Below are 23,002 nucleotides of genomic sequence, written 5' to 3'. Positions count from 1 at the left end.
AGCATGGTCGCGGCCGACGCCTCGGCGCTCTATGCCCGCAACGTGCTGGACTTCCTCAAGCTGGTCGTCGACAAGGACGGCCAGTTCACGCTGAACCTTGAAGACGACATCGTCGCGGCCTGCCTGATGTGCAGGGACGGCCAGATCGTGCGAGAGGCGGCGTAATTTCCACGGGAGCCGTGCGCCCACTGCTTTTGCATCAAATATAAGGACGTATCACCCATGCAACGCATCATGCTCCGCGCCAAGCTCCACCGCGTCACCGTGACGCAGGCGGACCTCAACTACGAGGGTTCGTGCGGCATCGATCAGGACCTGCTGGACGCTGCCGACATGAAGGAGTTCGAGAAGATCGAGCTGTACAACGTGAACAACGGCGAGCGCTTCTCCACCTACATCATCAAGGGCGAGCGCGGCAGCGGCGAGATCTCGCTGAACGGCGCCGCGGCGCGCCGCGCGCACCTGGGCGACCAGCTGATCATCTGCACCTACGCGCCGATGAGCGACGAGGAGATCGCCGCCTACAAGCCCAAGGTCATCCTGGTGAACGAGAACAACGGCATCAAGGAAATCAAGAAGTTCTGATGGCGGCCTGCCGCAGGGTTGCTCCCCTCTCCCGCTTGCGGGAGAGGGAGCGCGCCGTCAGTCAGAGCCACTGGCCCTTGGCACGCCGTAATGCAGCAAAGAAAAAACACAGTAAAACGCCGCATCCCGGATTCAAAGCAACGGAGGAGAAGTCGATGGAGATGGTGAACCACACGGTGATCAACCTGATCATCTTCGTGCTGGCGATCTACGTGGGTTACCACGTGGTCTGGACGGTTACGCCAGCCCTGCATACACCCCTGATGGCGGTGACCAACGCGATCTCGGCGATCATCATCGTCGGCGCCATGCTCGCCGCGGGCCTGACCGAAGGCGGGGTCGGGCGCGTGATGGGCACGCTGGCAGTGGCACTGGCCGCGGTCAATGTGTTCGGCGGCTTCCTGGTCACCCAGCGCATGCTGGAGATGTTCAAGAAGAAGGAACCGAAGGCCAAGGCGCCTGAGGCCAAGCCGGCGCTGGCCAGGGAGGGCGCGTGATGACCGGTCTTGTCAGCATGAACCTCGTCACCCTGCTCTACCTGGTGGCCTCAGTCTGCTTTATCCAGGCGCTCAAGGGCCTGTCGCACCCGGCCTCGGCGCGCAAGGGCAATGCCTTCGGCATGATCGGCATGGCCATTGCCGTGGTGACCACGCTGGTCCTGATCATCAAGCTGAAGAATGAATTCCTCGCGGCGGGCACGGCCCAGTCGTCGGTGGGCACGGGCCTGGCGCTGATCTTCGCCGCGCTCGTGGTCGGCGGCGGCATCGGTGCCTACGTGGCGAAGAAAGTGCAGATGACCAAGATGCCCGAGTTGGTCGCGGCGATGCACTCGCTGATCGGCCTGGCCGCGGTGTTCATCGCGGTGGCGGCAGTGGCCGAGCCGGCGGCGTTCGGCATCAGCCCGGCAGGCTCGCACCTGATCCCGCTGGGCAACCGCATCGAGCTCTTCATCGGCTGCTTCGTCGGCGCGATTACGTTCTCGGGCTCGGTGATCGCCTTCGGCAAGCTGGCCGGGCGCTACAAGTTCCGCCTGTTCCAGGGCGCGCCGGTGGTGTTCGCCGGCCAGCACTGGCTGAACCTGCTGCTGGCGGTGGCAATGGTGGGCTTCGGCGTCATCTTCTTCCTGTCGCAGGACTGGCTGCCGTTCCTGATCATGCTGGCGATCGCCTTCGTGCTGGGCGTGCTGATCATCATCCCGATCGGCGGCGCCGACATGCCGGTGGTGGTGTCGATGCTGAACTCGTACTCGGGCTGGGCAGCGGCGGGCATCGGCTTCTCGCTGAACAACCCGATGCTGATCATCGCTGGCTCGCTGGTGGGCTCCTCCGGTGCGATCCTGTCGTACATCATGTGCAAGGCGATGAACCGGTCGTTCTTCAACGTGCTGCTGGGCGGTTTCGGCGGCGCGACGGCGGCGGCGGCGACGGGCGATCAGCAGCAGCGCCCGGTCAAGTCGGGTTCCGCCGACGATGCCGCGTTCCTGATGGGCAATGCGGAGACGGTCATCATCGTGCCGGGCTATGGCCTGGCCGTGGCGCGCGCCCAACACGCGCTCAAGGAACTGACCGAGAAGCTGGCGGAAAAGGGCGTGAACGTGAAGTACGCGATCCACCCGGTGGCGGGCCGCATGCCGGGCCATATGAACGTGCTGCTGGCCGAGGCCGAGGTGCCGTACGACCAGGTCTTCGAGATGGAAGACATCAACAGCGAGTTCGGCCAGGCCGACGTGGTGCTGGTGCTGGGCGCCAACGACGTGGTCAACCCGGCGGCCAAGAACGACCCCCAGTCGCCGATTGCCGGCATGCCGATCCTGGAGGCCTACAAGGCCAAGACCATCATCGTCAACAAGCGCTCCATGGCCGCCGGCTATGCCGGGCTGGACAACGAGCTGTTCTACATGGACAAGACCATGATGGTGTTCGGCGACGCCAAGAAGGTGGTCGAAGACATGTTCAAGGCGGTCGACTAAGGCCGTCCGCGCGCCGCGCGCAGGCCCGGGCCATCCCGGCCCTGCCGCGGGCGCTTCTCCCGCCCGGCGCCCGCCGGGCTCCTCCTGCCGCCGGCCCTGACTGCAAGGCCTGTCTTGCAAGGCAGCCGTGGCGCGCTATACTGGCCTGCGAATGCGCACACCGGCTTGCCGCTTGCGCCACGCCTGTGCCTAACCACTGCGCCGAACCCCTGCCCGCCGCTCCATGACCTTCAACCCGCACGACAGGAACCTGTCGGTCTTCCATCACCCGGTCCTGACCGTCCTGGTCGATGACAGCAAGTCGTTCATCGACAGCCTGGCGTTCCAGATGGATGCCTCGCGCGCGGTGATCACCTTCACCGATCCGCGTGAAGCGCTGCAATGGATCCGCGAGGCCTATGCCACCCGCTTCCCGGGCTTCCTGCCGGTGCGCGTGACGCACGACGACCTGACCTTCCTGACCGAGCGGCGCACCGTGCAGCTCGACATCGACCGCATCTACCGCCAGATACACGACTTCAAGCGCTTCCTGCAGCCGGGCGTGGTGGTGGTCGACTATTCGATGCCGCAGATGGACGGGCTGGAATTCTGCCAGGCGCTGCAGGACCTGCCCTGCAAGACCATCCTGCTGACCGGCACCGCCGACGAGAGCATCGCCGTGCAAGGCTTCAACCACGGGCTGATCGACCGCTACGTGAAGAAGCATGAAAGCAATATGGTCGAGCGGCTGGACCAGGAAATCGAGGCCATGCAGCAGGCGTACTTCGCCACGCTGTCGCGCACGCTGCGCGAGCTGCTGACGCGGCATTCGTTCTCATTCCTGTCCGATCCGGCCATCACCGAGCGCGTGCGCCAGCTCATCGCGCGCTATGGCTTTGTCGAGTACTACCTGTACCCCAACCCGGCCGGCATCCTGCTGCTGACCGCGCAGGGCCACGCCACGCTGATGGTGATCGAGACCCGCGCCGGGCTGATGAGCCAGGTGGAGTCGGCCGAAGCCTACGACGCCCCCGCGGCACTGATCGAAGGCCTGCGCGAAGGCCGGCTGGTGCCGTTCTTCTGGCCCGGCAACGGCATGTACACGCCGGCGTGCGTGGACTGGGAACAATACTGCCTGCCGGCGGAGCGCTGCGAAGGCAATGAAGAATTCATCTATGCGCTGTTCGACCTGCCGCGCCACCTGCTGCAGGAGCCGGTGGTCAGCCTGCAGGGCTTCCTGGCGGACTTCAGCCGCAATCCGGATGCACTGACGGGGCGCAAGCGCCCCTGACCCCGCCGCCCGGCGCCGCGGGCGCCGTCAGTCCGCCTGCGGCACCCGGTTGGCGCCGCGCACCATGTCGAAGCGGAACAGCCGGCATTCGATATTGCCGTTGTAGAGCGGCGTGCGGCGCGACTCCTTGAGTCGCAGCCGGCGCGGGAAACCCATGTCGCCGGTAAACACCCACGCCTGCCAGCCCGCGAAATGCTGCTTGAGCGTGGTGGCAAAGGCACTGGCGAACTGGTTGGCGGCGGCCTCCTCCACCTCGTCGCGCGGCATCTCTTCCTCTGGCAGGCGGCGCTGGCCACGCACCGCGATGCGCTCGCCGTACGGGGGATTCATCAACAGCAAACCCGGCTCTTCAAAAGGCGGCTGCACGAAGCGCGCGTCCACCTGCTTGGTGCGCGCCTCGCCCGGCAGGCCGGCACGCTCCCAGTTGGCGCGCGTGATGGCCAGCATGTCAGTGGAGATGTCCGAACCCACCACCTGCAGTTCATCGGCCGAGGCCAGCATGCGGACGCGCTGCGCGTCCGACTTGAGCTTCTGCCAGGCCTTGGTGTCCATGCCCTTGAGCCATTCGAAGGCAAAGCTGCGGCTGCCGCCCGGCGCGATGCCCAGCGCCACCTGCGCGGCCTCGATCAGGAAGGTGCCGCTGCCGCACATCGGGTCGTAGAAAGGCCGGAAGGTCTGGCCCGGCACCCAGCCCGCCAGGCGCAGGATGCCGGCGGCCAGGTTTTCCTTCAGCGGCGCCTCGCCCTTCTCGGTGCGCCAGCCGCGCTTGAACAGCGGCTCGCCGGTGGTGTCGAGGTACAGCGTGCAGTCATGCTCGGTTAGATGGGCATAAATGCGCACATCCGGGCTGGCGGTATCGACGCTCGGGCGCGCGCCCACGCGCTCGCGCAGGGCATCGCAGACCCCGTCCTTGACGCGCAGCGCGGTGAAATTCAGGCTGCGCAGCGGCGACTTGTGCGACGTGATGTCCACACGCAGCGATTCATCGGGCGAAAACCACTGCTCCCAGCGCACGCCGCGCGCCAGCGTATAGATGTCGTCCTCATGCCGGTAGCCGCGCGCCGCCACGCGCATCAGCACCCGGCTGGCAATGCGCGAATGCAGGTTGACCGCATAGGCGGCGGCCATCTCGCCCGAGAAATTGACGCCGCCCGGCACTTCCTGGTGCACCGTGAACGGCGCCAGCGCGGCCATGCCCGGCATCGCGGCGATCTCGCGCAGTTCTTCGGCGAGCGCGCTCTCCAGGCCGCGCGGGCAAGGGGCAAAGAAGGCTTGGGTCATGTGTTGGGTATCCTACAAACAAAAACGTCCGCCGTAGCGGACGGGGATCTATCCGAAGCTTAGCTCAAGCCGCCGCCAGGGCGCGCTCGAGGAAATCCAGCCGGTCCTGGCCCCAGAAGGGCTGGCCGTCATGGACGTACCACGGCGCGCCGAATACGCCGGCCGAAATCGCGTCCTGGGTGTTCTGCGCATAGGCCGCCTGCACCGACTGCGCCTCGCTGGCCTTGAGCAGGCTGGCGCCGTCCAAGCCGGCCTCGTCGGCGATCTGCGCCAGCGTGGCGGCATCGGCGATATTGCGCTGCTGCGCCCAGACTGCCGCGCCAATGGCGCCGGTCAGCTGCATCGCGCGGGCGGTGCCGTGTGCCAGCTGCGCGGCGATGATCAGCTTGCTGGCCGCGTCGCCCGATACCGGGAAGAACGTCGGCTGCGGATGCAGCGGCAGGTCCAGGAATTCGCTCCAGCGCGCCAGCTCCACCAGGCGGTAGGCCTGGCGCTGGGGCGGGCGCTGCGACAGCGGCAGCCCGCCGGAGACGGAAAACACCTTACCCAGGTCGCACGGCTTCAGGTTCACCTGCGCGCCATGGCGTTCGGCGATGGCGGCAAAGCGCGCATGGCCCAGGTAGACGAACGGCGACTGCGGCGTCAGGTAATAGTCAACCAGCTTGCTCATTTCGGTTCCGCAACAGGATTGGCAACAACAGACCGGGCGCCAGGCTCAGAACGGCTTGACGACCACCAGGATCACCACCGCCAGCAGCACCAGCACCGGCAGCTCATTGAACCAGCGATAAAACTTGTGCGAGCGCGTATTGCGCCCCGCCTCGAACTTGCGCAGCAGCACGCCGCAGCCGTGGTGGTAGCCGATCAGCACCAGCACCAGCGCCAGCTTGGCATGCATCCAGCCCTGCCCCGCGCCGCGGCCGTAGCCCAGGTACAGCCACAGCCCGAACACCACCGCCGGCACCGCCAGCATGGTCATGAAGCGAAACAGCTTGCGCGCCATCAGCAACAGGCGCTGTGTGCTGGCGGCGTCGGTTTCCATGGCCAGGTTGACGAAGATGCGCGGCAGGTAGAACAGGCCGGCGAACCACGAGACCACGAAGACAATATGCAGCGCTTTGACCCAGAGCATCGGCAGAGAGACGTTCGAGAACGATTGTTATTGTTGTTGGCGCGCGAGCGTCAGGTGCGGATCTCGCCGTGCCCGAATACCACGTACTTCAGCGACGTCAGCCCTTCCAGCCCGACCGGGCCGCGTGCATGCAGCTTGTCGTTGGAGATGCCGATTTCCGCGCCCAGGCCGTACTCGAAGCCATCGGCAAAGCGCGTCGAGGCATTGATCATCACGCTGGCCGAATCGACCTCGCGGATAAAGCGCATGCCCGCCGAGTAGTTCTCGGTGATGATCGAATCGGTATGGTGCGAGCCGTATTCGTTGATATGGGCGACGGCCTCGTCCAGTCCGGCCACGGTCTTGATGGCGAGGATCGGGGCCAGGTATTCCAGGCGCCAGTCTTCCTCCGCGGCATCGACCAGGCCGGTGAAGCCCGCCGCTTCCAGCGTGGCGCGGGTGGCCGGGCACACGCGCAGTTCGACGCCCTTCTCCTGGTAGATGCGGCACAGCGGCGGCAGCGCGGCGGCGGCGATGTCCTGCGACACCAGCAGCGTCTCCATGGTGTTGCACGGCGCATAGCGCTGCGTCTTGGCGTTGTCGCAGACGCGCACGGCCTTGTCCAGGTCGGCAGCGGCGTCGATATAGACGTGGCAGATGCCGTCCAGGTGCTTGATCATCGGCACGCGCGCTTCTTCCATCAGCCGCGCGATCAGGCTCTTGCCGCCGCGCGGCACGATCACGTCGACGTATTCAGTCATCGTGATCAGCCGGCCCACGGCAGCGCGGTCAGTAGTCTCGATCACCTGCACCGCCTCGGACGGCAGCCCGGCCGCGGACAGGCCCTCGGCCACCAGCGCCGCCAGCGCGGTGTTGGATTCGATTGCTTCGGAACCGCCGCGCAGGATGGTGGCGTTGCCCGACTTCAGGCACAGCGCCGCGGCGTCGATGGTCACGTTCGGGCGCGACTCGTAGATGATGCCGATCACGCCCAGCGGCACGCGCATCTGGCCGACCTGGATGCCGGTCGGGCGGAACTTCATGTTCGAGATCTCGCCGATCGGGTCGGCCAGGGCGGCGATCTGCTCCAGGCCCGCGGCCATGGTGGCGATGGCCTTGTCCGACAGCGTCAGGCGGTCGATAAAGGCGGCGTCCTGGCCGTTGGCGCGGGCGCGTTCAACGTCACGCGCGTTGACCGCCTTGAGCTTGTCGGCATCGCGGCGGATGGCAGCCGCGATGGTCAGCAGCGCGCGGTTCTTGTCGGCCGTGGAGGCACGCGCCATGGCGCGCGACGCGGCGCGGGCCTGGCGGCCGACGCGGTCCATGTATTGGTTGAGGTCGAGCTCGTTCATGTCAGTGGCCCTGGGGTGGTGGCCGTCAGTGTGTTTTCCGTCCCCCCGCCGCACGCGGCGGGGGAAGCAAACCTGTGGAGTTGCGCGTTCAGCGCGCGATCATCAGGGCAAGCTGCTGCAGCCCGTCCCATGGTTCCGCCGGCAGCGGGCTGCCGCCTGGTGGCGGCAGGTCCGACAGGCCCTTGACCTGGCGGTCCAGCCGCGCCGCCAGCGCCAGCGCCGCGTCCAGCCTTGGCTTCGCCAGGCGCTGCGCGGCCTGCGGCACCAGCCGCTCGCGCGGGCCCCAGACGCGCAGCTCGCGCATCAGCACACCCGCCGGCTTGCCGGCCGCCAGCCCCTGCCGGACCTTGGATAATACGCGAATTTCCTCGGTCAGCGCCCACAGCACCAGCACCGTGGCCTCGCCCTCGCCGCGCAGCCCTTCGAGCATGCGCACCAGCCGCGGCACGTCGCCAGAAAGCATCGATTCAGACAGCTTGAACACGTCGTAGCGGGCCACGTTCAGCACCGCATCGTGCACCTGGTCGAAGGTGAGTTCGCCGGGCGGGTACAACAGCCCCAGCTTCTGGATTTCCTGGTGCGCCGCCAGCAGGTTGCCCTCGACCTTGTCGGCGATAAACTGCAGCGAACGCCGGCCAGGCTCGCCGCCCTCGACGCGCTGCTGCTGCAGCGACAGCCGCTCGCCGACCCAGGCCGGCAGCCGGGTGCGGTCCACGGAGTCGACCTTGATCGACACGCCGGCGCCTTCCAGCGCCTGGAACCAGGCCGACTTGGACGCGGCAAAATCCAGCCGCGGCAGCGTCACCAGCAGCACCACGTCGGGCGACGGCTGGGCGGCCACGGCGCGCAGCGCCTCGCCGCCGTCCTTGCCGGGCTTGCCCGACGGGATGCGGAGTTCAACGATCTTGCGGTCGCCGAATAGCGACATCGACTGCTGCGCCTCGACCAGCTGGCCCCAGTGGAAGCCGCGCTCGGCCACCAGCACGTCGCGCTCGGAGAAGCCGGCTTCGCGCGCCGCGGCGCGCAGGCGGTCGACGGCCTCCAGCACCAGCAGGTGTTCGTCGCCGTGCACCACGTACAGCGGCGCCAGGCCCTTGGCCTTCGCCTGCCGCAGGTGTGCGTCGAGCCCGTCGAGCTTGAGCTGCATGCCGTGATCAGATGGCCTTGACGGCGGCCAGCCGGCGCATCAGCTGCTGCACGATATCGCGTTGCATGTCGCGGTACAGCTGCTGCTCTTCGTAGTCCTTGGCCAGCGTGTTGGCTTCGTTGTAGGTCAGGTCGCGCGTCAGCACCAGCTGCGACGGCGGGATCAGTTCCTTGCCGGCGGCGTCGCGCAGGCGGAAGGTGAAGCGCTGTGTCAGGCGGTATTCGCGCACCACGCCGGTGGTGGTGATCGACAAGATCGACTTGGTGCGGGTGTCCTGCAGCACGTCCAGCAGCGCGTCGGCCTCCTTCTGGTCGACCACCACCTGGGTGTCGGAGCCGCCGTGGATGGCGCGGCGCAGGTCCGCGCCCATCAGCGAATTGGCCGGAATCCCGATATAGAGCCGCTTGAAGGCGAAATCCGAGTTGCCGCGCATGTGGAAGCCGCAGCCGGCCAGCAGGCCTGTTGCCGGCACTGCCAGCATTGCCGCGAGCACCTTGCGGCGCCCCATGTTCAGTCGCTTCATTCTTGGCGATTCCTTGTCAGGTTCCGAGACCAGCTTACAACACCACGTTGACCAGGCGGCCGGGCACCACCACGATCTTCTTCGGCGCCTTGCCCTCGGCGAACTTGGCCACGGTCTCGCTGGCGGCGGCGGTTGCCTCGATGGCGGCGCGGTCGGCGTCGGCGGGCACGGTGATGCTGCCGCGCACCTTGCCGTTGATCTGCAGCACCAGTTCGATCTCGCTGCGCACCAGCGCGGCTTCATCGACCTGCGGCCACGGGGCGTCGAGCAGGTCGCCGGCTTCGGCGGCGTAGCCCAGCTGGTCCCACAGGCCGTGGGTGACGTGCGGCACCACCGGGTACAGCACGCGCAGCAGGATGCCGAAGCACTCGCGGCGCGCGGCCGGCGAAGCGGTCTTGGCGTCGTCCAGCGCGTTCAGCATCTTCATCGTGGCGGACACCACGGTGTTGTACTGGATGCGCTGGTAGTCGTAGTTGGCCTGCTTGAGCACGCCGTGGATCTCGCGGCGCAGCTCGGCGTCATCGGCAGTCGGCGTGCCGCCGGCGCCGTCGCGGATGGCCGCGGCATTGGCATAGCCGTAGTTCCACACGCGGCGCAGGAAGCGCGAGGCGCCCTCCACGCCCGAGCCGCTCCATTCCAGCTGCTGCTCCGGCGGCGCGGCGAACATCACAAAGAGGCGCGCGGTGTCGGCGCCGTACTGGTCGATCAGCGCCTGCGGGTCGATGCCGTTGTTCTTGGACTTCGACATCTTCTCGACGCCGCCGATCACCACCGGCTGGCCGTCGGCGATCAGCGTGGCGCCCACCGGGCGGCCGCGCTCGTCGGTGCGCAGGTCGACCTCGGCCGGGTTGTACCAGTGCTTCTTGCCCGAGGCGTCTTCGCGGTAGTAGGTCTCGTTGAGCACCATGCCCTGCGTCAGCAGGTTGGTGAAGGGCTCGTCGAACTTGACCAGGCCCAGGTCGCGCATGACCTTGGTCCAGAAGCGTGCGTACAGCAGGTGCAGGATCGCGTGCTCGATGCCGCCGATGTACTGGTCCATCGGCATCCAGTAATCGTTGCGCGCATCGACCATGGTGGCCGCGTCCGGGCAGGTATAGCGCATGTAGTACCAGCACGAGTCGATGAAGGTATCCATCGTGTCGGTCTCGCGGCGCGCCGGCTTGCCGCACGACGGGCAGGTGCACTGCAGGAAGCGCGCATCCTTGGCCAGCGGGTTGCCGGTGCCGTCCGGCACCAGGTCTTCGGGCAGCACCACCGGCAGGTCTTTCTCAGGGACCGGCACCACGCCGCAGCTGTCGCAGTGGATCAGCGGGATCGGCGTGCCCCAGTAGCGCTGGCGCGAGATGCCCCAGTCGCGCAGGCGCCAGGTCACTTTCTTCTCGCCGATGCCCTTGGCGCCCAGGTCGGCGGCAATGGCTTCGACCGCGGCCTGGTAGCCGAGGCCGTCATACTTGCCGCTGTGGATGCAGGTGCCGTTTTCCTTGTCGCCGTACCATTCCTGCCAGGCTTCGGTCGAGTAAGGCTGGCCCTTCACGTCGATGACTTGCTTGATCGGCAGCTTGTACTTGAGCGCGAAGGCGAAGTCGCGCTCATCGTGCGCGGGCACGCCCATCACGGCGCCGTCGCCATAGCTCATCAGCACGTAGTTGCCGACCCACACGTCGACCTTCTCGCCGGTCAGCGGGTGCACCACCTGCAGGCCGGTCGGCATGCCCTTCTTCTCCATGGTCGCCATGTCGGCTTCCATGACCGAGCCGTGCTTGCATTCGTCGATGAAGGCAGCCAGTTCGGGGTTGTTCAGTGCGGCGTGCGTGGCCAGCGGGTGCTCGGCGGCGACCGCGCAGAAGGTCACGCCCATGATGGTGTCGGCGCGCGTGGTGAACACGTACAGCTTGCCGTCATTGATCGGCTTGCCGTCCTCGCCCGGGATGTCGTGCGGAAACGCAAAGCGCACGCCCACGCTCTTGCCGATCCAGTTCTGCTGCATCACCTTGACGCGCTCGGGCCAGCCCAGCTGGTCCAGGTCGCCCAGCAGTTCCTCCGCATACTCGGTGATGCGCAGGTAGTACATCGGGATCTCGCGCTTTTCCACTACCGCGCCCGAACGCCAGCCGCGGCCGTCGATGACCTGCTCGTTGGCCAGCACGGTCTGGTCGACCGGGTCCCAGTTGACGGTGCCGGTCTTGCGGTAGGCGATGCCCTTTTCCAGCATCTTCAGGAACAGCCACTGGTTCCAGCGGTAGTAGTCCGGGCTGCAGGTGGCGACTTCGCGTGACCAGTCGATCGCCAAGCCCATCGACTGCATCTGCTTCTTCATGTAAGCGATGTTGTCGTAGGTCCAGGCCGCCGGCGCCACGCCGTTGTTCAGCGCGGCGTTCTCGGCCGGCATGCCGAAGGCGTCCCAGCCCATCGGCATCAGCACATTGTTGCCGTTCATGCGCAGGTAGCGCGCCATCACGTCGTTGATGGTGTAGTTGCGCACGTGGCCCATGTGCAGCTTGCCCGACGGATACGGCAGCATCGAGCAGGCGTAGAACTTGGGCTTTTCCTTGCCGTCGGCCCCGGCCGCATGCTCCGACACGCGATAGGCGTCGATGGCTTGCCAGTGCTGCTGGGCGGCTTGTTCAACGGCGGAAGGAAGGTATTTGTCTTGCATGGTCGGGACAGCAGTCAGGACAACGTTTGCGCGGCAACTGGCCTGCCGGCATCCGGGGGAATCGTTGGAATGAGAGCAGCGGGCGCGCCGCTTGCGCGGCGCCCGCCGGGCGTGCAATGCGAAAGAAGACGATTATAACCGTGGCGGCAGGCCAGTTTCGGCCCTGCGCGCCCCGCTGCGCCTTACTTCAGGCCCAGCACGTCCTGCATGTCGAACAGGCCGTTGGGCTTGTCGGCCAGGAAACGGGCGGCGCGCACGGCACCGTCGGCATACGACTGGCGGCTGGACGACTTGTGGCTGATCTCAATGCGCTCGCCGATGCCGGCGAACATCACGGTGTGGTCGCCGACGATATCGCCGCCGCGCACGGTGGCAAAGCCGATCGAGTTGGGGTCGCGCTCGCCGGTGTGGCCTTCGCGGGCATAGACGGCGCAGGTCTTGAGGTCACGGCCAAGCGCATCGGCAATCACTTCACCCATCTTCAGCGCGGTGCCCGAGGGAGCATCGACCTTGAAGCGGTGATGCGCCTCGATCACTTCGATGTCATAGCCGGTCGACAGCAGCCTGGCGGCCACTTCCAGCAGCTTGAAGGTGGCGTTGACGCCGACGCTGAAGTTGGCGGCAAAGACGATGCCGATCGACCTGGCGGCCTCAGCCAGCGCGGCCTTGCCGGCTTCGTCGAAGCCGGTGGTGCCGATCACCATCTTCACGCCCAGTTTCTTAGCCGCGGCCACGTGGGCAAGCGTGCCTTCGGGGCGAGTGAAGTCGATCAGGCAGTCCGCGCCGGCCAGCACCGCTTCCACATCGGCGCTGATCGCCACGCCGGTCTGGCGGCCCAGCAGCAGGCCGGCGTCCTGGCCCAGCGCCGGCGAGCCCGGCACGTCGAGCGCGCCCGCCAGGCTCACGCCCTCGGTGTTCAGCACGTGTTCGATCAGCATGCGGCCCATGCGGCCCGATGCGCCTGCAATGGCGATGTTCATGGTGTCTGGCTCAGCGGAATATGCGCAATGCGCGGAAAGTGATCGAGCCGGCCATGCCTGGCCGGCCCGGAAAACTGGGGGCGCGCCGCCGCCGGCGCGCCGTGTGGCGGATCAGTTGGCGGCCGGCTTGGGGGCCTCGGCCGGCACGGTGGCCTGGGCCGGCGATGCCGCAGCGGCGGGTGCCGCTTCCGGCTGCTGCGCCTGCCGCGGTACAAAGTTCTCCACCGTGGTCTGCGGTTCGGCCGGTGCGGCCGCGGTGGCTGCCGCGCCAGTGGAGATCTTGCCCGGCGTCTGGTCCTTCAACGCCTTTTTCATGCCGTCGATCTCGGCAATCAGCTCATACTCGGACGGCAGTTCATCGCCGCTGAATTTGACCAGCCGGTCGCCTTCAAAATACACCGTATAGCGGCGCTGCTGCACCACCGGGGTATTGCCGCGGCGGAACGAGAACACGTAGTCCCAGCGGTCGGCGTGGAACACGTCATTCAGCAGCGGCGTGCCGAGCAGGAACTTGACCTGGTCGCGCGTCATGCCTTCGCGCAGTTGCGACACGGCCTCGCGCGAGACGAAATTGCCCTGCACGATGTTGATCCGGTACGGCGTAATGGCGTTGGCTACCTTGCGCGAGGTGGAATCGTAGGCTGAGCAGGCGCCGGCCAGCAGGGCCGCGGCCAGCAGGGAGACAACCAGCGTCGGGCGCATGGCGGACGAACGGATAGAACGCATGTATCTCGCTTCCGGGAGGGAAAGAAAAGTACGGCGGCAAGGTACCGCAAGGCGGGCACAAAAACGGCGCAAAATGCGCCGATTGCACCACACACGCCTGTTGCGCCTGCCGCGACAACCACATGGGACGGCAACTGTGCCGGGCGCGTGATGCCGACTTGGGACATCACTACCGCGAGCGACTTTTGCTGCCAAAACCCTTATGATTCAACTATCCAGTCATTGTACTCTAGGGAGTCACCCACATGCCGAGTCCGGCGGACCTCAAGAACATCGGCCTGAAGGCGACCGTGCCCAGGCTGAAGATTCTTGAAATTTTTCAGACCAGTGAACAGCGGCACCTGAGCGCGGAAGACGTCTACCGTATCCTGCTGAACGAGCATATGGATATCGGCCTGGCAACCGTCTACCGCGTGCTGACCCAGTTCGAGCAGGCAGGCCTGCTCTCGCGCAACAACTTTGAATCCGGCAAGGCGATTTTCGAACTCAACGAAGGCAAGCACCATGATCACCTGGTGTGCCTCGACTGCGGCCGCGTCGAGGAGTTCTTCGACTCTGAAATCGAGCACCGCCAGCAAAGCATCGCGCGCGAGCGTGGCTTTACGCTGCAGGAACATGCACTGTCGCTGTACGGCAATTGCACCAAAACAGACTGTCCCCACAGACCCAAACGATAAGCCTGCACGCTCCCCAGCGGAGCGCAGACGGCAACAAAAAACCGGCGCCTGGCGCCGGTTTTTTGTTTGGGCTGCTCGCCGCAGGATGCTGCTGCTCAGGGCGCCTGCAGGTCTTGCAGGTCCTGTTCGGTCACCACCCGTGCCGGGCGTGCCGGCGGCAGGCCGACGAACTCGCCCACCACCTGGCGGAACAGGCTGCGCGCCCACACCAGCATCGGATGGGTGTTGCGGCTGCGGTGCCAGAACATGTTCAGGCCGAGCGTGGTGTTCAGTTCCGCCGGCAGCGGGAACGCCTTCAGGCCATAGGTCTCGCAGGCCATGTCCTTGGTCAGCGCATTGACGGTGAAGATCATGTCGGTCTGCGAGGCCAGTTCGGCCTGGGCACGCCATGAATGTACCGTCAGCGTCGCATTGCGCTTGAGCCCGCGCTGCTGCAGCGCGTAGTCGAGCGGGATCAGCGACGGCGCCGGGCGGCCGGCGCCGCCGGAATGCGCCATGAAGATATGGCCGCAATCCAGGTATTGCTCCAGCGAGCAGTGGTTCTTGAGCACCGGATGGCTCTTGCGCGCGCAAACCCACAGGTTCAGCGACGTCACCATCTCCTCGACGATTTCCGGGTGGCGGGTCGGGAACGGGGAAAAGGCCAGGTCAAGCTCGTTGGCGCGCATCGAGGCGACGTCCGTTTCCCACGAATGGGATTCGACCAGCTTGATATGCAGGTCCGGCGCCAGCTGCTTGATGCGCAGCACAAAACGGTTGAATACCGTGTCGCCCAGCTCGGCGGCAAAGCCGATGCTCAGCGTGCCGGTGGCAATGGCCGGATCGAAATTGTCGGCATCACCCTCGTTGATCGACGACCACAAGTCCAGCATGTCGCGGATCTTCGGGCCCAGTTCCAGCGCACGCGGCGTTGGCGTCAGGCCGTGCGGGACGCGGATGAAGAGGGGATCGTCAAAGATTTCACGCAGCCTGCCCAGCGAGTGCGATACGGCCGGAGCGGTCATATGCATCTTTTCCGCGACATAAGTGGCGTTTCGCTTGCTCAGTAGTTCGGTGAAGATCACTAAAAGCTTCGTGTCTACGTTCACCATGATCAGGCCTCGGTCAGATTATTCTTAGCTAGATGGCCCCACCACTTACACTGGCTGCACATCAGATTTCAACGGCGTCTTAATAGTGTAAGAGGAAAAAACAAGCTCGGAAAGCAAATTCGGCATTTCTAAAATGGCCGTCTACGACATAATTCTGAAAAATTGCGCGTTTTTTCCACTAATGACCGCATTTGTGGACATTTCCCGCGCTGCAGCATCCACCAGTGCATCGTTGTATAGTGGGTCCGCCGCTTCCATTTTTATCATTCTTTTCCGACGGCTCGATCCCGGCCATCATGCCTGAACATTTCCGCCTCCCCGTACCACTCCGGAAAGCCTACCGCTTGCTGAACCACGGCCCCACCGTGCTGGTCAGCGCCGCCGCCGCCGGCAAGCGCAATATCATGGCCGCCGCCTGGGCCATGCCGCTGGACTTTTCCCCGCCCAAGGTGGCAGTGGTGCTGGACAAGAGCACCTGGACCCGGCGCCTGCTGGAAGACAGCGGCGAGTTCGTGCTGCAGGTCCCGACCGTCAGCCAGGTCGACCTGACCGAGGCGCTGGGCTCCAGCTCCGGCCTGGCGCTGATGGAGCAGGAAGGCACCGACAAGTTCGACGCCTACGGCCTGGGCACCTTTGCCGGCACGGTGGTCGGCGCGCCGCTGCTGGACGGCTGCGCGGCCTGGCTGGAATGCCGGCTGCTGCCGGAACCGGCCACGCAGCAGACCTACGACCTGTTCCTTGGCGAAGTCGTGGCCGCGCACGCCGACGCGCGCGTGTTCAGCAACGGGCGCTGGCATTTCGACGGCCATGATGCGCTGCGCACCATCCACCATGTGGCTGGCGGCCATTTCCTGGTGGACGGCGACGCAGTCGACGCGCGCCCGCTGCCCCCCCGCCCGGCTGCCTGAACATCACTGCGCCGGAAAATGAAAAACGCGCCCGAAGGCGCGTTTTTCTTGACTGCGGAAGCTGCCGGATTACTTGGCCGCGACGCGGACCATTTCCAGCACCTTGTTCGAGTAGCCCCACTCGTTGTCGTACCAGCTCACGACCTTGATGAAGGTGCCGTCCAGCGCGATGCCTGCTTCAGCGTCGAAGATCGAGGTGCGGGCATCGCCGCGGAAGTCGGTGGCGACGACCTTGTCTTCGGTGTAGCCCAGCACGCCCTTGAGCGCGCCCTGGCTCTGGGCCTTCATCTCGGCGCAGATTTCTTCGTACGTCGCCGACTTTTCCAGCTCGACGGTCAGGTCAACCACGGACACGTCCGAGGTCGGCACGCGGAACGACATGCCGGTCAGCTTCTTGTTCAGCTGCGGAATCACCACGCCCACGGCCTTGGCAGCGCCGGTCGACGACGGGATGATGTTCTCCAGGATGCCGCGGCCGCCGCGCCAGTCCTTGTTGGACGGGCCGTCAACGGTCTTCTGGGTGGCGGTGGCAGCGTGCACGGTGGTCATCAGGCCGCGCTTGATGCCCCACTTGTCGTTCAGCACCTTGGCCACCGGTGCCAGGCAGTTGGTGGTGCAACTGGCGTTGGAGATGATCGCCTCGCCATTGTACGACTCGTGGTTCACGCCGTACACGAACATCGGGGTGTCGTCCTTAGACGGGGCCGACATGATCACCTTCTTGGCACCCGCGTCGAGGTGCTTCTGCGCGCCTTCCTTGGTCAGGAAGATGCCGGTCGACTCGACCACCACGTCAGCGCCGATCTCGCCCCACTTCAGCTCGGCCGGATCCTTGACCGCGGTCAGGCGGATCTTCTTGCCGTTGACGACCAGGGTGTTGCCGTCGACCGACACTTCGTCGTCGAAGCGGCCATGCACCGAGTCGTACTTCAGCATGTACGCCAGGTAGTCGGGCTCCAGCAGGTCGTTGATGCCAACGACTTCGATGTCCTTGAAGTTGGCGACTGCGGCGCGGAACACCATGCGTCCGATGCGGCCGAAGCCGTTGATGCCGATCTTGATGGTCATGACTGTCTCTCCTGAGGATCGATTGAAACCTGTGGGCGCCGCTGCTGCCGCGCGGCGCACCACGCGGCTCCAGCGCCCGGATGCTTAGATAAGGGTGTCCTTCACCGTGCGGACCACGTTGTCGACGGTAAAGCCGAAGTGCTTGAACAGCACGCCGGCCGGGGCCGATTCACCGAAGGTGTCGATGCCCACCACCGCCTGGACCTGGTACTTCCACCAGAAGTCCGTCACGCCCGCCTCGACCGCCACGCGCGGCACGCCGGCCGGCAGCACGCTGGCCTTGTAGGCGGTGTCCTGCTTGTCGAACACGGTGGTGGCCGGGACCGAGACCACGCGCACATGCACGCCTTCGGTAGCCAGTGCGTCAGCGGCGCCGACGGCCAGGCCCACTTCGGAGCCGGTGGCCAGGATCACGGCGTCCGGACGCTTGGTCTTGGGGTTGACGCTGTCGCGCAGCACGTAGCCGCCGCGCGCGATGCTGGCACGGGTGGTTTCGTCGCGGCGCTGGAACGGCAGGTTCTGGCGGCTGAAGATCAGGCAGCTCGGTCCGTTCTCGCGGCGGATCGACTCGGCCCAGGCCACGGCGGTCTCGGTGGTGTCGGCGGTGCGCCAGACGTCCATGTTCGGGATCAGGCGCAGGCTGGCGACGTGCTCGATCGACTGGTGGGTCGGGCCGTCTTCGCCCAGGCCGATCGAGTCATGGGTGAACACGAACAGCGAGCGGATCTTCATCAGCGCCGCCATGCGCAGCGCGTTGCGGCTGTAGTCCGAGAAGGTCAGGAAGGTGGCGCCGTAGGGAATGTAGCCACCATGCAGCGTGATGCCGTTCATGATGGCGCTCATGCCGAACTCGCGCACGCCGTAGTTGATATGGTTGCCCCAGGCATCCACGCGCACGGCCTGGCTGCCCGACCAGTTGGTCAGGTTCGAGCCGGTCAGGTCGGCCGAGCCGCCGAGGAACTCGGGCAGCACCGGGCCGAAGGCCTCGATGGTGTTCTGGCTGGCCTTGCGGGTGGCGATGGTCTCGGCCTTTTCCTCGCACTTGGCGATAAATGCTTCGACGGCGGCGTCGAACGAACCCGGCAGCTCGCCTTTCATGCGGCGGCGGAACTCGCCGGCCTCATACGGGTGGCGCTCGGCGTAGGCATCGAACAGCGCGTTCCAGGCACGCTCCAGCGCCTGGCCATTGGCCTTGGCGTCCCAGGTGTCGTAGACCTCGGCCGGCACTTCGAACGGGGCGTGGGCCCAGCCCAGCGCCTCGCGCGTGGCCAGCACTTCGGCGCCGCCCAGCGGGGCGCCGTGCACGTCGTGGCCGCCTTCCTTGTTGGGCGCGCCCTTGCCGATCTTGGTGCGGCAGCAGATCAGGGTCGGCTTGTCGCTGGCCTTGGCCTGCGAGATCGCCATGTCGACGGCGGTCACGTCATGGCCGTCGATGCCGCGGATCACGTTCCAGCCATAGGCTTCGAAACGCTTCGGGGTATCGTCGTTGAACCAGTGCACCACGTCGCCGTCGATCGAGATGCCATTGTCATCCCACAGCGCGATCAGCTTGTTGAGCTTCAGCGTGCCGGCCAGCGAGCTGGCTTCGTGCGAGATGCCTTCCATCAGGCAACCGTCGCCGAGGAAGACATAGGTGTGGTGGTTGACGATGTCGAAGCCGGGGCGGTTGAATTCTTCGCCCAGCAGGCGTTCGGCCAGCGCCATGCCGACGGCATTGGTGATGCCCTGGCCGAGCGGGCCGGTGGTGGTTTCCACGCCCGGGGTGATGCCGTATTCCGGGTGGCCGGCGGTCTTGCTGTGCAGCTGGCGGAAATTCTTCAGCTCTTCGACCGGCAGGTCGTAGCCGGTCAGGTGCAGCAGCGCATAGATCAGCATCGAGCCGTGGCCGTTGGACAGCACGAAGCGGTCGCGGTCGGCCCACTGGGGGTTGCTCGGGTTGTGCTTCAGGTGCCGGCCCCACAGCGCCACGGCGATGTCTGCCATGCCCATCGGCGCACCGGGGTGGCCGGAATTGGCCTGCTGGACGGCGTCCATGGCAAGCACGCGGATGGCGTCGGCCATCAGCTTGGCGGGCTGGGAAGCAAAAGGACTTGTGGCGGGATGGGCAAGGGCGGACATTCTGGCGGATTCGGGCGTGAGCCTGACGGCAGGAAAACCGCAATTTTAGCAGAAGCTAGGGGGTTTTCCGGACTCCCGGACAGCGCCTGCGGCGCAGCGAGGGCGATCACCGCAAGCCCCATGCGCCCCCCGCCCCCGGTCATCGGAACTATCCGGCCACGGACATGCCTGATGCTTCACCCCAACCAGCCCGGCCGGCCGCTGCGCCGCACTTCGACAGCGTAGCGCGGCACGCGTAAGATGCACTCTCGCACCGCGCGGCACGCCAGCCGCGCCGGGTTTCCCGCACTCAGGAGACGATCATGACCAGACCGGCCAACACCCCCTGGCTCACCCCCTACCTGACCGTCGCCAACGGGCGCGCCGCACTGGACTTCTACAGCCGAGCCTTCGGCTTCGCCGCCGGCAACGTGGTCGACGAAAACGGCGTGCCGACCCATGCCGAGATGCACTACCAGGGCCAGCTGGTGGTGATGTTCGCGCCCGAGGGCGCCTGGGGCAGCACCGCGCGCACGCCGCGCTCGCTGGGCGTCGAGTGCCCGCAGACCTTCTATGTCTATTGCGACGATGTCGACGCCATGCACCAGCGCGCGGTCGACGCCGGCGCGGTCAGCCTGATGGCGCCGGCCGACCAGTTCTGGGGCGACCGCTATTGCATGGTCGAAGATCCCGACGGCTACCGCTGGGGCTTCGGCAAACCGCTGGACCAGGCAGCAGGCCAGGCAAGCTGATGGCACCTCGCTTCTTCGTCGGCGGCACAGACACCGTCCTGGCCGCCGAGTCCGATTTCCCGCTGCCCGAGCCAGTGGTGCGCCACGCGCAGGTGCTGCGCCTGGTGCCGGGCGACGCCATGACGCTGTTCGACGGCCGCGGCGGCAGCCACGCGGCCACGCTGGTCGAGCTGGGCAAGCGCCACGCGCTGGCGCGCATCGGCGCGCATGACGCGGCCGAAGCCGAGCCGCCCTTCCGCGTCACGCTGGCGCAGGGCCTGGCCGGCGGCGACAAGATGGACTGGCTGATCGAAAAGGCGGTCGAACTGGGCGTCACGGCAATCCAGCCGCTGCAGGCCAGCCGCTCGGTGGTGCGCCTGTCGGGCGAGCGCGCGCACAAGCGCCACGCGCACTGGCAGGCACTGGTGCAGGCCGCCTGCGAGCAATGCGGACGCAACCGCTTGCCGGAGGTTGCGCCGGTCGCTAACTTTGAAACATGGCTGGCGCAGTCCGCGGCTGGCGGTGCCAGGCTGCTGGTATCGCCGCGCGCCACGTACTCGCTGCCGGCGTTCATCGCCGAACAACGCGAAGCCTTGCTGGCCGGCGGCGTCACGCTGCTGATCGGCCCCGAAGGCGGCCTGGCGCCCGAGGAGGAGCAGGCGGCAAGGCAAGCGGGTTTCACCGGCGTGTCGCTCGGCCCCCGCATCCTGCGTACTGAAACCGCCGGGCTGGCATGCCTGGCAACCCTTAATGCCTTGCTTGGCGGATTCTGACGGCGGCGGCCATCCGGTCATCGCGTCAACCTTGCAACCCTGACTGAAAGGAGTCGACCATGGGACTACTCGATAGCGTGCTGGGCGGTGTGCTCGGACAACTCGGCGGCGCGCGCGGCGAGGCTGGCGATACCGGCGGCGGGCTCGACCCCAAGCTGATGATGGCGCTCGGCCTGCTGGCAACGCTGGCCATGCGCGGCCGCGGGCAAGCCGGCGGCGGCGCGGGCGATGCGCCGGCGGCCGATGATGGACTGGGTGGCCTGGGCAGCCTCGGCGGGCTGCTGGGCGGCATGCTCGGCGGCGGCGGTGCCGGCGCGGCGCCCGGCGGCGCCACCGGCGGCCTGGATCTTGGCTCGTTGCTCGGCGGCCTGCTTGGCGGCCAGGGTGGCGCGCCGGCCAACAGCCAGGCGCTGGGTGCGGCCGCCGGCGGCATCGGCGCGCTGCAGCAGATCCTGGCGCAGGCCGGGCTGGGCGAGCAGGTGAACTCGTGGATCGGCAGCGGCGCCAACCAGCCGGTCACGCCGTCGGCGCTGAGCAGCGCGCTGGGCAACACCGGCGCGCTCGAATCGCTGGCACAGACCACCGGCATGTCGCAGGACGACGTGGCCGCGCAACTGAGCGAAGGGCTGCCGGAGCTGATCGACCGGCTCACGCCACATGGGCATCTGCCGGCGCAGGAGTAAGGCCAGCACCTCGCCGGAAAGCAAAAAGCCCGCTGATGCGGGCTTTTTGCTTGCTATACCGGCCAGGCCAGCGCAATCAGGCGAACGAATAAAACACCCGGAACTGCACCTTGCGCTCGCCCCAGTACTCGGCGGCGTCGCGGAATACGTCGAGCAGCACCTCGCGCCCTTCCTTGTCGAACTTCTGCGCAATCGGCAGGCCTTCCAGCACGATCACAAAGCCCGGCTGCGGGCCGGCCTTGTAGATCATGTCGGTCAGGCAGTCAGCCAGCGCGTCGAAGTTCTTGCCGAAGTGCTTCGGGAAGGTGAACGACGTGGCGATGGTTTCCAGGATCTCGGCCTTGCTCGCGCAATGGGCGCAATTGGCATAGAGGAAATGCTGCCCGAGATCGGCGGCCGCCTGGGCCAGCTCAGGCACGCGGAAGGCGCGGATCGACTGGACGATGTTCGGACGCACCGTCTTGAACAGATTCATGGCCCCCTCGCTGGTGCCGTCATTCCAACCGGGACCGGCGGGCATGGCCACGGGCGCGGTCGCGGGCGGGAGTTTTTGCATGAGCTCCTGGCTCGGCATCATCAGCACGTTGTCGTATAGGTTCTGGGCCTGCTGCTGAGCCCGCTGCCAGCCATCTCCGGCGCCGCGCTCTTCGCGGGCGGCAAGGGCGTCGCCCAATCCGAAAATGTCAGTCATCATTTGAGTATCCGTTTGAAGCTGTTGTAGTGATCTTCCGTGTAGTAACAATCGTTGGCAGCGCGTTGTTCCCCGCCGCAGACGATCCGCTTGGCTCCCCGGTTCCGGCTCCTGGCGCTCTTGACCGTGTATTCGCGGTAATACCCGCGTTCACGTTGCGGCAGGATGCGCTCGTAATTGCCGAATCTCGATCCGTCCTTGTCATACAGGAACGGGCCGCCGGCTTCGATGCGCTCCAGGATCTGCCGTGCATCGTTGGGCAACTGCTGCACTGCAATGGTTCCCATCCCTTCGGTCTGCACCTGCCGCGCCAGTGTCGGCTGCGCCAGGGCCAGCACCAGCGCCGCGCCGGTCATGGACCGGGCCAGCATGCGCGTTGCGTGCCGCATCAGAGAAACTTGGAAACCCACGTTGCTTGTCTTGGTTGAACCGGAAATCGAGCCTGCCGCTGGTTGGGTAGACGATCTATCTGTCCGGGCCACCCTGGCCAGCGCCCTGCGCTACCCGTAGAGGAGCGCGATGGATGCCGGCCGTACCGGGGCGCTCATGGCGAGCGCCTGTATCAAAGGCGTAAGGTTACGCGCATGCACGAAATTAAGCAATCCCGGCCCGGCGGCACCGATAATTCTTCAATTGTTTCAATATGTTAAGCGTATGTGTGCGCATACTAACCATGCATATAT

General features: G+C 66.1%; 23 protein-coding genes and 1 pseudogene. 10 read left to right on the top strand and 14 right to left on the bottom strand.

Going from position 1 to position 23,002, the window contains the following annotated elements; genetic code table 11:
- From AC3WL8_RS16575 to AC3WL8_RS16555, 5 genes and pseudogenes are all read left to right on the top strand, one after another.
- Positions 1–165, top strand: a pseudogene (locus AC3WL8_RS16575) (NAD(P)(+) transhydrogenase (Re/Si-specific) subunit alpha); the annotation flags it as partial.
- A 57-nt stretch (positions 166–222) separates the two neighbouring features.
- Complete coding sequence (gene panD, locus AC3WL8_RS16570) at positions 223–585, top strand: aspartate 1-decarboxylase (RefSeq protein WP_013957958.1); 363 nt, start codon at positions 223–225, stop codon at positions 583–585.
- 155 nt (positions 586–740) lie between these two features.
- Positions 741–1,082 carry an NAD(P) transhydrogenase subunit alpha part 2 gene (locus AC3WL8_RS16565; protein WP_013957959.1) on the top strand — a complete coding sequence of 114 codons (342 nt, stop codon included), beginning with the start codon at positions 741–743 and terminating at the stop codon, positions 1,080–1,082.
- The gene (locus AC3WL8_RS16560; protein WP_211982330.1) at positions 1,082–2,554 is read left to right on the top strand and encodes an NAD(P)(+) transhydrogenase (Re/Si-specific) subunit beta; all 1,473 of its coding nucleotides are present in this window, start codon (positions 1,082–1,084) and stop codon (positions 2,552–2,554) included. Before AC3WL8_RS16565 ends, AC3WL8_RS16560 begins: the two co-directional genes overlap by 1 nt.
- Positions 2,555–2,777: 223 nt before the next feature.
- Entirely contained in the window at positions 2,778–3,824 is a 1,047-nt protein-coding gene (locus AC3WL8_RS16555) for a response regulator (RefSeq protein WP_010813222.1), read from the top strand.
- Positions 3,825–3,851: 27 nt separating this feature from the next.
- On the opposite strand, the gene AC3WL8_RS16550 is transcribed toward AC3WL8_RS16555, so the two are convergent.
- The 9 genes from AC3WL8_RS16550 to AC3WL8_RS16510 all read right to left on the bottom strand — a co-directional run bounded on the left by AC3WL8_RS16550 (position 3,852) and on the right by AC3WL8_RS16510 (position 13,600).
- A complete protein-coding gene (locus tag AC3WL8_RS16550; protein WP_013957961.1) occupies positions 3,852–5,105 on the bottom strand; it encodes a THUMP domain-containing class I SAM-dependent RNA methyltransferase in 1,254 nt (417 codons plus the stop codon).
- Positions 5,106–5,169: 64 nt separating this feature from the next.
- Positions 5,170–5,775, bottom strand: coding sequence for a 2-hydroxychromene-2-carboxylate isomerase (locus tag AC3WL8_RS16545; RefSeq protein ID WP_013957962.1), 606 nt, complete (start codon positions 5,773–5,775; stop codon positions 5,170–5,172).
- Between the two features lie 45 nt (positions 5,776–5,820).
- The gene (locus AC3WL8_RS16540; protein WP_492378455.1) at positions 5,821–6,237 is read right to left on the bottom strand and encodes a CopD family protein; all 417 of its coding nucleotides are present in this window, start codon (positions 6,235–6,237) and stop codon (positions 5,821–5,823) included.
- 50 nt (positions 6,238–6,287) lie between these two features.
- Entirely contained in the window at positions 6,288–7,568 is a 1,281-nt protein-coding gene (locus AC3WL8_RS16535) for a glutamate-5-semialdehyde dehydrogenase (protein WP_013957964.1), read from the bottom strand.
- Between the two features lie 88 nt (positions 7,569–7,656).
- On the bottom strand, positions 7,657–8,715 hold the full coding sequence (gene holA / locus AC3WL8_RS16530) for a DNA polymerase III subunit delta (RefSeq protein WP_492378454.1): 1,059 nt from the start codon (positions 8,713–8,715) through the stop codon (positions 7,657–7,659).
- 7 nt (positions 8,716–8,722) lie between these two features.
- Positions 8,723–9,238, bottom strand: coding sequence for an LPS-assembly lipoprotein LptE (locus AC3WL8_RS16525; protein ID WP_013957966.1), 516 nt, complete (start codon positions 9,236–9,238; stop codon positions 8,723–8,725).
- Between the two features lie 34 nt (positions 9,239–9,272).
- Positions 9,273–11,894 carry a leucine--tRNA ligase gene (leuS, locus tag AC3WL8_RS16520; RefSeq protein WP_013957967.1) on the bottom strand — a complete coding sequence of 874 codons (2,622 nt, stop codon included), beginning with the start codon at positions 11,892–11,894 and terminating at the stop codon, positions 9,273–9,275.
- A 182-nt stretch (positions 11,895–12,076) separates the two neighbouring features.
- On the bottom strand, positions 12,077–12,874 hold the full coding sequence (dapB, locus tag AC3WL8_RS16515) for a 4-hydroxy-tetrahydrodipicolinate reductase (protein ID WP_013957968.1): 798 nt from the start codon (positions 12,872–12,874) through the stop codon (positions 12,077–12,079).
- Positions 12,875–12,985: 111 nt separating this feature from the next.
- Complete coding sequence (locus AC3WL8_RS16510; protein ID WP_211980286.1) at positions 12,986–13,600, bottom strand: outer membrane protein assembly factor BamE; 615 nt, start codon at positions 13,598–13,600, stop codon at positions 12,986–12,988.
- A 245-nt stretch (positions 13,601–13,845) separates the two neighbouring features.
- Between AC3WL8_RS16510 and fur the strand changes: the two genes are divergently transcribed.
- On the top strand, positions 13,846–14,277 hold the full coding sequence (fur, locus tag AC3WL8_RS16505; protein WP_010813212.1) for a ferric iron uptake transcriptional regulator: 432 nt from the start codon (positions 13,846–13,848) through the stop codon (positions 14,275–14,277).
- 95 nt (positions 14,278–14,372) lie between these two features.
- Here fur and AC3WL8_RS16500 read toward each other — a convergent pair whose 3' ends face one another.
- Entirely contained in the window at positions 14,373–15,368 is a 996-nt protein-coding gene (locus AC3WL8_RS16500; RefSeq protein WP_013957970.1) for a LysR family transcriptional regulator, read from the bottom strand.
- Between the two features lie 296 nt (positions 15,369–15,664).
- Between AC3WL8_RS16500 and AC3WL8_RS16495 the strand changes: the two genes are divergently transcribed.
- Positions 15,665–16,276: a flavin reductase family protein gene (locus AC3WL8_RS16495; protein ID WP_492378453.1), complete on the top strand. Its 612-nt coding sequence runs from the start codon at positions 15,665–15,667 to the stop codon at positions 16,274–16,276.
- Positions 16,277–16,345: 69 nt separating this feature from the next.
- On the opposite strand, the gene gap is transcribed toward AC3WL8_RS16495, so the two are convergent.
- Together gap and tkt are read right to left on the bottom strand one after the other, a co-directional pair.
- Complete coding sequence (gap, locus tag AC3WL8_RS16490) at positions 16,346–17,344, bottom strand: type I glyceraldehyde-3-phosphate dehydrogenase (RefSeq protein ID WP_492378452.1); 999 nt, start codon at positions 17,342–17,344, stop codon at positions 16,346–16,348.
- An 84-nt stretch (positions 17,345–17,428) separates the two neighbouring features.
- Positions 17,429–19,462 (bottom strand): transketolase, encoded by a 2,034-nt coding sequence (tkt, locus tag AC3WL8_RS16485; protein WP_211980288.1) that lies wholly within the window; start codon positions 19,460–19,462, stop codon positions 17,429–17,431.
- Between the two features lie 302 nt (positions 19,463–19,764).
- Here tkt and AC3WL8_RS16480 point away from each other — a divergent pair, with 302 nt between their 5' ends.
- Genes AC3WL8_RS16480 through AC3WL8_RS16470 form a run of 3 tightly spaced genes read left to right on the top strand, consistent with a single transcriptional unit; the run spans position 19,765 to position 21,628 of the window.
- Positions 19,765–20,193, top strand: coding sequence for a VOC family protein (locus tag AC3WL8_RS16480; RefSeq protein WP_013957973.1), 429 nt, complete (start codon positions 19,765–19,767; stop codon positions 20,191–20,193).
- A complete protein-coding gene (locus tag AC3WL8_RS16475) occupies positions 20,193–20,945 on the top strand; it encodes a 16S rRNA (uracil(1498)-N(3))-methyltransferase (protein ID WP_013957974.1) in 753 nt (250 codons plus the stop codon). The genes AC3WL8_RS16480 and AC3WL8_RS16475 overlap by 1 nt, the downstream gene beginning before the upstream one ends.
- 59 nt (positions 20,946–21,004) lie before the next feature.
- Positions 21,005–21,628, top strand: a complete 624-nt coding sequence (locus AC3WL8_RS16470) for a YidB family protein (RefSeq protein WP_211980289.1) — start codon at positions 21,005–21,007, stop codon at positions 21,626–21,628.
- 76 nt (positions 21,629–21,704) lie between these two features.
- On the opposite strand, the gene AC3WL8_RS16465 is transcribed toward AC3WL8_RS16470, so the two are convergent.
- Together AC3WL8_RS16465 and AC3WL8_RS16460 are read right to left on the bottom strand one after the other, a co-directional pair.
- The gene (locus AC3WL8_RS16465; RefSeq protein WP_492378451.1) at positions 21,705–22,322 is read right to left on the bottom strand and encodes a barstar family protein; all 618 of its coding nucleotides are present in this window, start codon (positions 22,320–22,322) and stop codon (positions 21,705–21,707) included.
- Positions 22,319–22,690, bottom strand: a complete 372-nt coding sequence (locus AC3WL8_RS16460) for a guanyl-specific ribonuclease (protein WP_492378450.1) — start codon at positions 22,688–22,690, stop codon at positions 22,319–22,321. Before AC3WL8_RS16460 ends, AC3WL8_RS16465 begins: the two co-directional genes overlap by 4 nt.
- Positions 22,691–23,002 lie beyond the last annotated feature (312 nt).

The organism is Cupriavidus sp. FW305-F7, assembly GCF_058782875.1.
Note: the sequence above shows the minus strand (reverse complement) of the source record. Positions and strands in the feature narration are given on the sequence as shown.

Coding starts and splice junctions, on each gene's coding strand:
- panD (WP_013957958.1), top strand. CDS start 223: ATGCAACGCATCATGCTCCGCGCCAAGCTCCACCGCGTCACCGTGACG.
- AC3WL8_RS16565 (WP_013957959.1), top strand. CDS start 741: ATGGAGATGGTGAACCACACGGTGATCAACCTGATCATCTTCGTGCTG.
- AC3WL8_RS16560 (WP_211982330.1), top strand. CDS start 1,082: ATGACCGGTCTTGTCAGCATGAACCTCGTCACCCTGCTCTACCTGGTG.
- AC3WL8_RS16555 (WP_010813222.1), top strand. CDS start 2,778: ATGACCTTCAACCCGCACGACAGGAACCTGTCGGTCTTCCATCACCCG.
- AC3WL8_RS16550 (WP_013957961.1), bottom strand. CDS start 5,105: ATGACCCAAGCCTTCTTTGCCCCTTGCCCGCGCGGCCTGGAGAGCGCG.
- AC3WL8_RS16545 (WP_013957962.1), bottom strand. CDS start 5,775: ATGAGCAAGCTGGTTGACTATTACCTGACGCCGCAGTCGCCGTTCGTC.
- AC3WL8_RS16540 (WP_492378455.1), bottom strand. CDS start 6,237: ATGCTCTGGGTCAAAGCGCTGCATATTGTCTTCGTGGTCTCGTGGTTC.
- AC3WL8_RS16535 (WP_013957964.1), bottom strand. CDS start 7,568: ATGAACGAGCTCGACCTCAACCAATACATGGACCGCGTCGGCCGCCAG.
- holA (WP_492378454.1), bottom strand. CDS start 8,715: ATGCAGCTCAAGCTCGACGGGCTCGACGCACACCTGCGGCAGGCGAAG.
- AC3WL8_RS16525 (WP_013957966.1), bottom strand. CDS start 9,238: ATGAAGCGACTGAACATGGGGCGCCGCAAGGTGCTCGCGGCAATGCTG.
- leuS (WP_013957967.1), bottom strand. CDS start 11,894: ATGCAAGACAAATACCTTCCTTCCGCCGTTGAACAAGCCGCCCAGCAG.
- dapB (WP_013957968.1), bottom strand. CDS start 12,874: ATGAACATCGCCATTGCAGGCGCATCGGGCCGCATGGGCCGCATGCTG.
- AC3WL8_RS16510 (WP_211980286.1), bottom strand. CDS start 13,600: ATGCGTTCTATCCGTTCGTCCGCCATGCGCCCGACGCTGGTTGTCTCC.
- fur (WP_010813212.1), top strand. CDS start 13,846: ATGCCGAGTCCGGCGGACCTCAAGAACATCGGCCTGAAGGCGACCGTG.
- AC3WL8_RS16500 (WP_013957970.1), bottom strand. CDS start 15,368: ATGGTGAACGTAGACACGAAGCTTTTAGTGATCTTCACCGAACTACTG.
- AC3WL8_RS16495 (WP_492378453.1), top strand. CDS start 15,665: ATGCCTGAACATTTCCGCCTCCCCGTACCACTCCGGAAAGCCTACCGC.
- gap (WP_492378452.1), bottom strand. CDS start 17,344: ATGACCATCAAGATCGGCATCAACGGCTTCGGCCGCATCGGACGCATG.
- tkt (WP_211980288.1), bottom strand. CDS start 19,462: ATGTCCGCCCTTGCCCATCCCGCCACAAGTCCTTTTGCTTCCCAGCCC.
- AC3WL8_RS16480 (WP_013957973.1), top strand. CDS start 19,765: ATGACCAGACCGGCCAACACCCCCTGGCTCACCCCCTACCTGACCGTC.
- AC3WL8_RS16475 (WP_013957974.1), top strand. CDS start 20,193: ATGGCACCTCGCTTCTTCGTCGGCGGCACAGACACCGTCCTGGCCGCC.
- AC3WL8_RS16470 (WP_211980289.1), top strand. CDS start 21,005: ATGGGACTACTCGATAGCGTGCTGGGCGGTGTGCTCGGACAACTCGGC.
- AC3WL8_RS16465 (WP_492378451.1), bottom strand. CDS start 22,322: ATGATGACTGACATTTTCGGATTGGGCGACGCCCTTGCCGCCCGCGAA.
- AC3WL8_RS16460 (WP_492378450.1), bottom strand. CDS start 22,690: ATGCTGGCCCGGTCCATGACCGGCGCGGCGCTGGTGCTGGCCCTGGCG.